We start from the raw sequence: 10,531 nt of genomic DNA on the forward strand, positions 1-10,531 counted from the left end.
GACGACCGGTGGATCAGGGCTCAGAGGTCCAGCCGCCGGTACCTGACCGACCCCGTGACGTGCCCCGCCGCCGCCGCGGTGGTGCTCAGGAAGTCGAACCAGTCGTAGGCCGTCCGTATCCTGACCAGCCGCAGGAGGAGGCGGGAGTAGGTCCCGAGACCGAGGGCCCGAGCGCCGGTCCTCGGTGGCAACCCGTACTGCGCCGCCGCCTTCGCCGCAGCGACCTCGGCAACACCCCATCGGTAGCGCTGCCGGATCGTCTCCCGGGTCGACGGTCGCAAGCGGTAGTGCAGCACCGCCTCCGGCACGACGACCAGCTCGTAACCGGCCGCGTAGGCCCGGAAGCACCACTCGTTGTTGGCCCCGTAGGTGAGCTCCGGGTCGAACCCGCCGACGGTCGCCGGGACCTCACGACGAAAGCCGAGGGTGCCTGCCGGTGCGAACGTCCAGCCCTGGTACCGGAACGGCCAACGGCTCGTGTCGGTCCCCGGCATGCGGTGGAGCTCGGGGAACCGCCCCGCGTTGAGGCGCTCCAGGCTCCACACCGACGTGACGATCGGCGCGCGGTCGAGAGCCGACGACATGACACCGACGTACACGGCGTCCACCAGGTCGTCCGAGTCGACGAAGAGGATCTTGTCCGCCGCCGCCTCGACCATGGAGACGTTGCGCGCATTGGAGTCGTAGCCGGCACTGCGGCACTCGACGATCCGGGTCGGCAGGCCACGAGCCGCCGCACGGGCGACCTCGACGGAGTCGTCCGTCGTGGCGTTCGAGACGAGGAGCAGCTCGAAGGTGGGAGCGTCCACCTGATCGCGCAGGGACGAGATCGTGGCGGCCAACGTGTCACGACTGCTCGCGAAGCAGACCGCGACGGTGACCTCGAACGTCCCCGCCGCGGCGTCGTGCTCGGGGCTCCGGTACAGCTCGGTCACGGAACCGACGACCTCGACGCCCGCAGACCCGTCCATGGCTGGAGGTTACATGCGGCGCGGCGCTCGGTGGTCGGTGCTCCGGGGTCGTGATCACGACGCCGGACCGCACGACTGCGAGAGCCACGTCGGAACGTCGACCTGCGGAGCCGGCGCTACAGTTTCAACGACGTCGGAGGCCCCGCCGTCCCTGCGACGGTCCTGCAGGCCGGTGCGGCCCGGGGAGGGTGATGACACGACCGATCCGCCCTCCCGTCACGACCGTCACGGGACCGGCCGCCGAGCACCCGTCGGACGGCGCTCGACGAGGAGGAGCCACCGAGCGCGGTTCGCACCTCCTGCACACCTACGCGGTGCTGGTCATGATCCTCGGCACCGGCGCCTTCTTCCCCATGATCCCGGGAGACACCCAGTCCCTCGTCTTCGCGATGTGGGCGTGCGCGTACCTGGTCGCCGTCGTCGGCCTCCTCGACGACCGGTTCCGGAAGCGGCGGAAGATCGCACTGCCGGTCACGCTGGCGCTCATGGGTGGCCTCGCCGTCGCCTCGGTCCTGTGGTCGGTCGCCCCTGACCTCACGCTGCGGCGCGGCATCGGCCTGGTCGGCACGATCCTCGTCGGGGTCTACCTCGCCCGGCGTCTGAGTCCTCCGGAGCTGTTCGACGCGTTGCGCCGTGCTGTGCTCCTGGTCACCCTGGCCTCCCTGCTGCTGTACGCCAGCGGCTCCGCGCTGGCGCTCGACGAGGTCCACGGGACGCTCCGTGGCGTGCTGCCGACCAAGAACACGCTCGGGCGCATCGTCGCACTGGGCGTCCTGGCAGCCTCGGCCGTCGCCATCATGGATGAGCGTCGGCGGCGTGGAGCCGCCTTCAGTGCCATGGTCATGATGGCGGCTCTCGCGCTCACGGCGTCGACCGGGGGGATGGTCCTGGCCGCGGCCGTCCTCGGTGTGGCGGCCGCGATCCTGCTGGCCGCGCATCCTCGCGGGAAGGCCGCCGTCGCGGGTCTCGCCACGGTGGTCCTCGCCGCGCTGGTCGCCTTCCTCCCAGGCACGAACGCGCAGCAGGTGACCGCCGCGGTCGGCGAGGACGTCACGCTCACCGGCCGTACCGAGATCTGGGCATTCGCTCTCGAGGCGTTCGCGCTCCGCCCGACACTCGGCTACGGCTACGGCGCGTTCTGGCACGAGGACTTCGGCCCGCCGGAGGCCCACCGGATCCGCGGCTACCTCCAGTGGGACGTCCCGAGCGGCCACAACGGGCTGCTCGACGTGGCGCTCGACCTCGGTGTCGTCGGTGCCGTCGTCGCGGTGGTCGCCCTGACCGGGCTCCTCATCCGTGGTGCCGTCGACCTCCGGTCGGGAAGGGCGAACCTGGGTGCCCTGCGGCTGTCGGTCGCCGGGGTGACGATCGTGTCCAACCTCGCGGAGACCGGACTGTTCCAGCTCAACACCATCTACACCGTGCTGCTCGTGGCGGCGGTCGCGGCCCGCCCGCCCGAGCTGACGCCTCAGCTCCACCGACGACGCCCCCCCTCACGGAGCCGTCGTGGGTCCTCCTAGGGGCCTCGTGCGGCTGAGGTTCGGCCACGGGAAGCGCGCGGTGTCGTGGGCGATGCTCGGACAGGTCTCAGCACTCGTGGCCTCGACCGCGAACTTCCTGCTCCTGGCGCGGATCCTCGGCCCGGCGGAGTACGGGCTCGTCGCGGGCACCTGGGCGCTGGTGCTGGCATCGGCCCCGATCGCCGCCGTCGGCGCAGACCGCCTCATCGTCCGGGACGTCTCCGGCGGCCACGTCCCGCCCAACCACGCACTGGGCACGGCGCTGGTCACGATGACGTTCGGCTGGTTCGTCGTCGTCGGCGGCCTCGCGGTCCTCCAGCCGATCATCCTGCCGCAGACCCTGCTCTCCCTCCTGCTGCTCCTCGCGATCGCGGACGTCGTCGCCACGGGGACGACCACGCTGGTCAACGCACTCTGCTTCGCGACCGCCAACGCGAAGGCCGGCGGGATCTCGGCAGCCCTGGTGAACCTCGCCAAGCTCGCCGCCGTCCTCCTCTTCGCGCTCACGGGTGGGGGGCAGGACCCGGTCCGGTGGGCGGCGATCTACGCCGGCCTGGCGGTCGTCTCGGCCACGGGTCAGCTCCTGTGGGCCGCGCGTCGCTACGGCAGGCCGTCCGTGCACGGGTACCACTTGGTGACCCGCGTGCGGGAAGGGTTGCCGTTCACCGGGAGCGTCGTCGCCGGGGTCGTCCAGAACGACGCCGACAAGACGCTGCTCGTCCGGGCAGGGCTCGCGGAGCCCGCGGGCCACTACAGCGTCGCGTACCGGATGGCCTCGATCGCCTACCTCCCCGTGCTCGCCGTGCTCCAGACGACCTTCTACCGCTTCTTCGCTGCCGGCGCGGAGGGCGGTCTGCCTGCGACGGCGGCACTCGGGCGCCGGCTCGCGAAGCCCCTGCTGGCGTACGGGGTGCTCGCGAGCGTCGGCCTCGTCGTCTGCGCCCCGCTCGTCCCGGTGCTGGTCGGCGAGCAGTACCGGCCCTCGGTGCCCCTGCTGATGCTCCTCGCACCCCTGGTCCTGGTGAAGGTCGTGCAGTCGCTCACCGGTGACGTGCTGACGGGCGCCGGGTTCCAGCACGTCCGGACGCGGTGCGTGGCGATCGCGGCGGGCGTGAACGTCGCCACGAACCTCGTGCTGATCCCGGTCCTGGGCCTGTACGGCGCGATCATCGCCACCGCGGTGGCCGAGGTCCTGCAGGCCACCCTCCTGCTGTGGGCGGTGCGGAGCAGGCTCCGCCGGGGGACCGCGCCGGCGGAGGACGGGGCGGACGTCGCCCCGGCGTCGTCGATCGACGAGCCCGAGTGACACGAGCCAGGTGGAGGTACCAGTGCACCCCGTGACCTTCGAGATCACCGTCTCGCCGACCGACTGGCGTCACGCCGTGCACGTCCTGCCCCACCAGCTGCGCCAGTGGGCAGGGCAGGTCGACGACGTGCAGCTCACGCTCAACCTCCTCCAGGTGCAGGGTCGCTACGGCGCGGCCGCCGAGGGCCTGGCCGTCCTGCGGGAGACGCTGGACGACCTGTGCCACCGGTACCCGAATGCGCACGTCATCGAGGTGGACTACTCCGAGGCGATGCAGGCCGAGGTCGGCGCACGCTTCTTCGACGGCCGCCCCTTCCCGCTGCGCAACCACGACGGCGGGCCGTTCTACTCGTACTTCTTCGGCTGGCACGCCGCCCGGAACGACCTGGTCCTGCACGCGGACTCGGACATGCTCTTCGGCGGCGGCAGTCAGACGTGGATCGCCGAGGCTCTCGCCCTGATGCGTCGGGAGCCTGACGTGCTCTGCACCGCCCCGCTGCCCGGCCCCCCCACGCCCGATCGATCCTTGCCCGAGCGCATCCGCGAGCAGCACGCCCGGATGGGCGGCGAGCCGCAGTGGATGGACGGTGACGTGCGCGGCTACCGGTTGCACGGCTGCAGCACGCGCCTGTGGCTGTTCGACCGGGCCACACTGAGCTCGCGGCTGCACGGCATGCCCCTCGAACGCCCTCGTCTGCGCAGCGCCGTGAGGGCCCGCCTCGAGGGGCACCCGCCGTTCGAGCTCCCGGAACGGAGCATGAGCCGGCGGATGAACGATCTCGGGCTGCGGCGCATCGACTTCCTCGGGACCGGGCCGGGGATGTGGAGCCTGCACCCGACCATGCGCTCGGAGATCTTCTACGACCGGCTGCCGTCCGTCATCGCCCGCGTGGAGGCCGGGGACATGCCTGCGGAGCAGCTGGGCGACTACAACATCAACGACAGCCTCGTCGACTGGTCGACGGCGCGCCGGGCCCAGAGCCGGCAGACGTGGTACCGCCGGCTCGCCCGGCGGGCGGCGGCACAGGCAGTCGGTGGCATCCGCAGGGCGCTCCCGCGACGTTGAGGGCTCGGCGCTCACGTCCACGAGGGCAGAGCACCGCCGGGTGAAATCACCCGACCCCGAGATGAGCCGATCGGACGCCCGCGGTACGCTGGCGGCTACTTCAGAACAAACCGGGCAATCCGGTCGCGCTCGACCGAGAAGGTCGTCCGTCTGATGACGAAGGAGCCCTTCCGCCGATGGGGAGCCCGCGCTTCACGATCCTCTGCGCCACCTACAACCAGGGTGAGTACGTCGAGGAGATGCTCCGGAGCGCACTCGCCCAGACGCTCGAGGACTTCGAGGTGGTGATCGTCGACGACGGCTCCACCGACGGGACGGGCGAGATCCTGGAGCGCGCCAGGGCGGCCCTCCCGAGCGGCCAGCAGGAGAAGGTGGTGGTCGAGCGCACCGCCAACGGTGGTCAGACGGCTGCCTTCGAGCACGGCTTCGCTGTGTCCCGGGGTGCCTACATCTGCCTGCTCGACTCCGACGACCGCTTCCACGCGGGGAAGCTGGCCGAGGTCGACCGGATGGCACGGGAACGACCGGACGCCGGAATGATCATGCATCCCCTTGCCGTGATCGACCCGGTGGGCAGGGCGACGGGCATCGTCAGGCCACTCGCGGCAGCGCTGTCCGACGGTGACGTCCGCGAGCAGATGCGCCGCCAGGCCCGGCACGTCGCACCCGGTGCGTCCGGACTGGTCTTCCGACGCGATGTGATGGCCGCGCTCTTCCCCGCTCCGACGAAGGGCTTCCCGTTCGCCGCCGACGCGTACCTCTCCTTCGGGGCCGCCTGCCTCGCGCCGGTCGCGGCGCTGGGCACTCCGCTGGCCGACTACCGGATGCAACCGCAAGGTCAGTACTTCAAGCGGATGCTCTCACCAGCAGGACTCCGTCGGCAGATCGAGTTCCAGGACGTGGTGGCGGGCCACTTCGGACTGCTCGCGGCATCCCGGCGGAACTCGCACTGGGCCCGTAACCGCTATGCCAGCGCGATGCTGGACGGGCCGTGGAGACGACGGTTCGCGGAGTACGGCAACCTTCAGTCCGCCGTCGCCACCGACCCGCACTTCACCGTGGCGCAGAAGCTGCTGCTGATGGGTTTCTGGACTGCGACGCTGGTCGTCGGACCGCGAGGCTTCCCCGCTCTGTGGGGCTGGTTCCAGCGTCGGCAGACCGGGTGGAGCGCGGTGGGCGGCGCCGCCACGGCGCCGAGCGGTCGCACCGCCACGCCGCCGACGACGACCGCGAACGCCCACGCACAGCCCGTGCCGGGTACCGCACAGACCGCCGGCAACGGGGAGACAGGAACGAACCGATGATCGGCAGCTACCTCTCCGTGCTCCGGCGCCGCGGGGCGGCGATCGTCCTCCTTTCGGCCCTCCTCGCTCCCGCGCTGTTCGTCGCCATAGGCCTGGGCGGCACGTCGTACCGCTCGGAAGCCGTCGTCCAGACGGGCAGCAGCGTGGCAGCGAGCGTGGTCAACCTCGACACCCCCTACGAGGCACCGGAGAGCCGTCTGGCGACGGAGATCGAGTTCTTCGAGAGCGACGGCGTCACGGAGCGGGCCCGCGAGGCGCTCGTCGCGCTCGGCTGGACGGAGAGCGCCGTCGAGATGCGCGAGCGGGTGACGATCGCACCCCGAGGGGTGTCGACGCTCGTCGACATCACCGGGGTGCACAGCGAGCCGCAGCGTGCCCAGGAGCTCACCGCCGCCTTCGTGGACGCGTACGTCACCCACCGCCGCGCGCTCCAGCAGGCCGCCGTGCAGGAGGTCGTCGACGACCTCGAGGCGCAGCGGGCCGAGGCCGAGGCCGACCTGCTCGCCCTCTCCACGGAAGACGCCCCCGCGTCGGCCGCACCGCTGATCGCCAGCGCGCAGTCGTGGTACGAGACCCTCTCGGCGCGCGTCGAGGGCGCCCGCCTGCGCCTGGCCGTGGACACCAGCGGCATCGCCCTCGTCTCCCCGGCATCGGCGCCCGAGCCGGTGGAGGGCATACGCCCGACCACCGCCGCCGCGCTGTCGGCACTCGGTGCCTTCCTCGCGGCGTGCGGCGCGGCGCTCCTGCTCGACGTGCTGCGTGATCCCGTCCGCACCCGTACCGAGGCGCAGCTCCTGCTCGGTGTGCCGGCGCTCGGAGAGCTGCCCCAGTCCCGCACCGGTGGCCGCCGCAAGATGAAGGGTGCCCTGACGGATCGCAGGCACCCGCTGGTGACCGGCGCCAGGGGCGTCCGGCTCCGCCTGGAGCGCCTGCTCGACGACGGCGAACCCGGCACCGTCATGGTGGTGGCGACGCGCGACGACGCTCGTGATGCTGTGGCCATCGCCGCCGGCCTGGCCGAGAGCTGGCACCTGACAGGACGACGCGCAGTCGTGGTGACCGGCGTGGAGCGCGGCCGCGATGCGCAGAGGCTGCTCGAGCCCTCGGGGGAGACCCGCCGGCTGGGCGCGCTGACCGCACGGCGGACGACCGCCGGTGTCTGGGTGGTGCCAGCGACGTCGCCGGACGACGCGCAGGCCGGCTTCCTCGACCAGCCGGACCCGGCCGCGGCCCTCGCCGAGATCCACCGCACCTTCGACGTCGTGCTTCTCGTCGACTCGACCTCTGCGGCCATGGACGCGGTCGCGCTCGGCAACCTGACCGATGCCACGCTGCTCGTGTGCGCCCTGGGTCGCACACGAGCCAAGCGGCTGCAGGACGTCGCCGACACCCTTGCGGACTTCGGCGGTCACGTGGACGGCGTGGTGCTGACCCGCCCGTGGTGGAGCCGTCGGACGGCCCAGGGCGCGCGGTCGCACGACGCAGTGGCGCCCGACGCACCCCGCGGTCCTCGCAGCGCCGCGATGCGCGGCACCGCTGTCGCCGACCGTCACCCCCAGGATGGGGCCGACGATGCTTCCGGCCCCACCCGCGCATCGGAGACGACCGTCGTCGGCAGCGGTGCGGGCAGCCCCCACGGAGACCCGGGCACGGAGGGGAGGGCATGAGCACACCCCCCTCGACGAACCCGTCGGACGACGCACGCACGGTCCCGGAGCCGGTGGTCGCGCCGCCGCTGCTACCAGCGCGCGTCCCGATCGGCGCCGCTCGCGTGCACCCGATGTCGCGGGACGAGGCGGCTCAGGTCGTGTCGGCATGGGCCGCGGAGAGGGCGACGGCGCTGGTCGTCACCCCGAACGTGGATCATCTCGTGCTGCTCGAGCAGGACGAGACGTTCCGCGGGGCCTACGACGCCGCGCGACTGCAGCTGTGCGACGGCTTCCCTCTCCTGGTCCTGGCACGCCTGTCCGGGGACCGCCTGCCGGAGCGCGTGGCCGGAGCCGACCTCTTCCTGGACGTCTGCGAGCGAGCGGCGGCGAGCGGCCACCGCGTCTTCGTCGCCGGCGGCATGCCCGACGTGCTCCAGGCGGGTCTGGCTGCGCTGCGCGCGACGTTCCCCGAGCTGGAGATCACGGGGCACAGCCCGCCTGTGGGCTTCGAGGGGACCCCGGCCGAGGAGGATCTGCGCTCCCGCATCGCCGCCGAGGACCCGTCCATCGTCATGGTCTGTCTGGGGGCGCCCCGGGCGGAGATCTGGGCGGCGGCCCAGTCGACCCGTCACCCCGCGGTCTACCTGTGCGTCGGCGCAGCGATCGACTTCGCCGCAGGCACCAAGAAGCGGGCGCCCTCCTGGATGCAGCGGGTCGGCCTCGAGTGGCTCTACCGGCTCGCCCAGGAGCCGGTGCGCCTCTCCCAGAGGTACCTGGTCAGGGATCGGGCCATCGTGGGCATCGCCGCCCGACACCTGCGATCTCGCCGGTCCGCCAGGAGCCGTGGCGGTTCCGAGGCGGCCTCCTGACCGCCATGGGGGACCGTGCGCCACGGCCCGGCCGCGGCGCACAGCCGCTGCGCCGACGCGCCCTGGTGCTGACCCTGTCCCTCCTGGGCCTCGTCGTCGCCGTCGTGATCGGCCGGGTGGCGGATGTCGAGCTCCGTCAGGCGGACGACGGTGGCGCCTCGACCCGATCAGCGCCCCGCCCTGCGCCCGAGGTGCCGGCCACGCCGCCGGTGACCTTGTGGTCGGAGTCGTTCCGTGCGGCCGAGGGCGACGACACGGACGAGTCGTGGGAGGACCGTTCCGGGGTCGTGGCCGCGAGCCGGACCAACGCCGAGGTCGTGCCGGAGGGCCCCTCCGGACGCGACCACGTCCTCAGGATCACCTTCGAGGAGGACTCGCGCTGGGGGGCCGACTACCGGCACGCCTTCGACGCGATGGGGGTCGAGCCGCAGGAGGAGGTGCACTTCAGCTACGACGTGTACTTCGAGCCCGAGTTCGAGTTCATCGGTGACGGCAAGATGGGCGGCCTCGCGGGGATCCGGGACGGCATGGATCCGCTCGACACCTCCGCGGGCGGGAGCTACGACGAGTCGTCGTTCTCCGTCCGCGCGATGTGGAGAGAGGACCGCAGCGTGGTCATGTACCTGTATGCCCGTCACGGCAACGGCAAGGACATCGACGACCGTGGGAACTACGGGTACGGGATCACCAAGCGCTTCGTCCAGCACGACGGGACGGCCGCAGGGGTGCTCGAGCAGGGTCGGTGGCACCGCATCGAGCATCGCGTCGTGCTGAACACCCCGGGGGAGAACGACGGCCTCTACGAGATGTGGATCGACGGCTACAAGGGCATCTCTGTCGACGACATCCAGTACCGCACGGCGGACCACGAGGAGCTCCGGATCAACCAGGTGATGACCGCCTACTTCTTCGGCGGCGGCGAGGACCAGTTCCCGACGCGGGAGAACGTCGCCTTCACGGACGAGTGGGCCCTCACGGACGGGTACCGCGGCCCGACCCCGTGACCGACCGCGGTGCGAGAGCGCCGAGGCACACCGGCTCGCCCTGCCGACTACGACCTCCTGGCGGGACGCACCGTGGCGACCGGTGCGACCACCCGGCTGTTCGCCGGCACGTCCCTGATCACCAGGGCATTCGGTCCGATCAAGGTGTCGTCGCCGACGCTGATCCCGCCCATGACGGTCGCACCCGGGCCCAGCTGGACGCGGTTGCCCAGGGTGGGCCGACCCACGCCGGTGGGCGAGGCGAGGCCGAGGGTCACGTTGTGCCGGAGCAGGCAGTCATCGCCGACCACCGAGCCGGGCACGATGACGATGCCGTGAGGGTGAGGTAGCCGCAGGCGCCGCCCGACCACCACGTCCGGGGGGATCTCGATCCCGTAGAGGTTGACGACGAGGACCCGAGCCACGCGGAAGACGAACCACTGCACGCGTCCCCGCCAGGACCTCGACGGAGCGCTGGCGCGGCCGAGACGGTGAACGATCACGGCGTGCAGGCCGGGATGGAGCCACCGTCGATCGTAGGTGACCCAGTCCTCTCGGATGAGCTGCGCGAGGCTCGGTGACTCGTCGGACGGGCGTGGACCACCGCCCGCCGGCACATCGGGGCGTCGCCTGATCGACGGTCCGGGTCTCCTCGACATGCTCGACCTTGCCATGTGACCAACCTAACGCGGTCGTCGACGCAAACCATGATCAGACTGCCCGGGCCGGGCAGAAGGCCCCTGCTCGGGCGATCGGTGACGGCCCCTCTCCCGCGGACGTCCCTGCGGAGGGGTCACTCGTATGGGGTACGGTGCAGGCCGACTCGACCACGTCGCCAGCGGTGGGGGGCACCGCGCACGACG

Annotated in this window: 9 protein-coding genes; 7 read left to right on the forward strand and 2 right to left on the reverse strand. The window is 71.9% G+C overall.

Translation table 11 applies throughout. The features are described from left to right. Positions 1–20: 20 nt before the first annotated feature. Entirely contained in the window at positions 21–971 is a 951-nt protein-coding gene (locus N866_RS12590) for a glycosyltransferase family 2 protein (RefSeq protein WP_034226832.1), read from the reverse strand. A gap of 191 nt (positions 972–1,162) precedes the next feature. Between N866_RS12590 and N866_RS12595 the strand changes: the two genes are divergently transcribed. From N866_RS12595 to N866_RS12625, 7 genes are all read left to right on the forward strand, one after another. Further along, positions 1,163–2,491: an O-antigen ligase family protein gene (locus N866_RS12595; protein ID WP_034226834.1), complete on the forward strand. Its 1,329-nt coding sequence runs from the start codon at positions 1,163–1,165 to the stop codon at positions 2,489–2,491. Next, entirely contained in the window at positions 2,478–3,797 is a 1,320-nt protein-coding gene (locus tag N866_RS12600; RefSeq protein ID WP_155855347.1) for a lipopolysaccharide biosynthesis protein, read from the forward strand. Before N866_RS12595 ends, N866_RS12600 begins: the two co-directional genes overlap by 14 nt. Positions 3,798–3,828: 31 nt before the next feature. Continuing rightward, on the forward strand, positions 3,829–4,863 hold the full coding sequence (locus N866_RS12605; RefSeq protein WP_216699443.1) for a glycosyltransferase family 2 protein: 1,035 nt from the start codon (positions 3,829–3,831) through the stop codon (positions 4,861–4,863). Between the two features lie 176 nt (positions 4,864–5,039). Then, positions 5,040–6,167: a glycosyltransferase family 2 protein gene (locus tag N866_RS12610; protein WP_034226836.1), complete on the forward strand. Its 1,128-nt coding sequence runs from the start codon at positions 5,040–5,042 to the stop codon at positions 6,165–6,167. Then, the gene (locus N866_RS12615) at positions 6,164–7,834 is read left to right on the forward strand and encodes a hypothetical protein (RefSeq protein ID WP_034226837.1); all 1,671 of its coding nucleotides are present in this window, start codon (positions 6,164–6,166) and stop codon (positions 7,832–7,834) included. Before N866_RS12610 ends, N866_RS12615 begins: the two co-directional genes overlap by 4 nt. After that, the gene (locus N866_RS12620; protein ID WP_052023008.1) at positions 7,831–8,685 is read left to right on the forward strand and encodes a WecB/TagA/CpsF family glycosyltransferase; all 855 of its coding nucleotides are present in this window, start codon (positions 7,831–7,833) and stop codon (positions 8,683–8,685) included. The genes N866_RS12615 and N866_RS12620 overlap by 4 nt, the downstream gene beginning before the upstream one ends. Positions 8,686–8,750: 65 nt before the next feature. After that, the gene (locus N866_RS12625; RefSeq protein WP_155855348.1) at positions 8,751–9,689 is read left to right on the forward strand and encodes a polysaccharide lyase; all 939 of its coding nucleotides are present in this window, start codon (positions 8,751–8,753) and stop codon (positions 9,687–9,689) included. Between the two features lie 47 nt (positions 9,690–9,736). Here N866_RS12625 and N866_RS22120 read toward each other — a convergent pair whose 3' ends face one another. Next, positions 9,737–10,114, reverse strand: coding sequence for a serine O-acetyltransferase (locus N866_RS22120; RefSeq protein WP_216699444.1), 378 nt, complete (start codon positions 10,112–10,114; stop codon positions 9,737–9,739). Between the last annotated feature and the right edge of the window lie 417 nt (positions 10,115–10,531).

Source organism: Actinotalea ferrariae CF5-4 (assembly GCF_000603945.1).
Taxonomy (GTDB): Bacteria; Actinomycetota; Actinomycetes; order Actinomycetales; family Cellulomonadaceae; genus Actinotalea; species Actinotalea ferrariae.

Excerpts from the sequence above, each read along its gene's own strand:
- N866_RS12590 (WP_034226832.1), bottom strand. The coding sequence starts at position 971 with ATGGACGGGTCTGCGGGCGTCGAGGTCGTCGGTTCCGTGACCGAGCTG.
- N866_RS12595 (WP_034226834.1), top strand. The coding sequence starts at position 1,163 with ATGACACGACCGATCCGCCCTCCCGTCACGACCGTCACGGGACCGGCC.
- N866_RS12610 (WP_034226836.1), top strand. The coding sequence starts at position 5,040 with ATGGGGAGCCCGCGCTTCACGATCCTCTGCGCCACCTACAACCAGGGT.
- N866_RS12615 (WP_034226837.1), top strand. The coding sequence starts at position 6,164 with ATGATCGGCAGCTACCTCTCCGTGCTCCGGCGCCGCGGGGCGGCGATC.
- N866_RS12620 (WP_052023008.1), top strand. The coding sequence starts at position 7,831 with ATGAGCACACCCCCCTCGACGAACCCGTCGGACGACGCACGCACGGTC.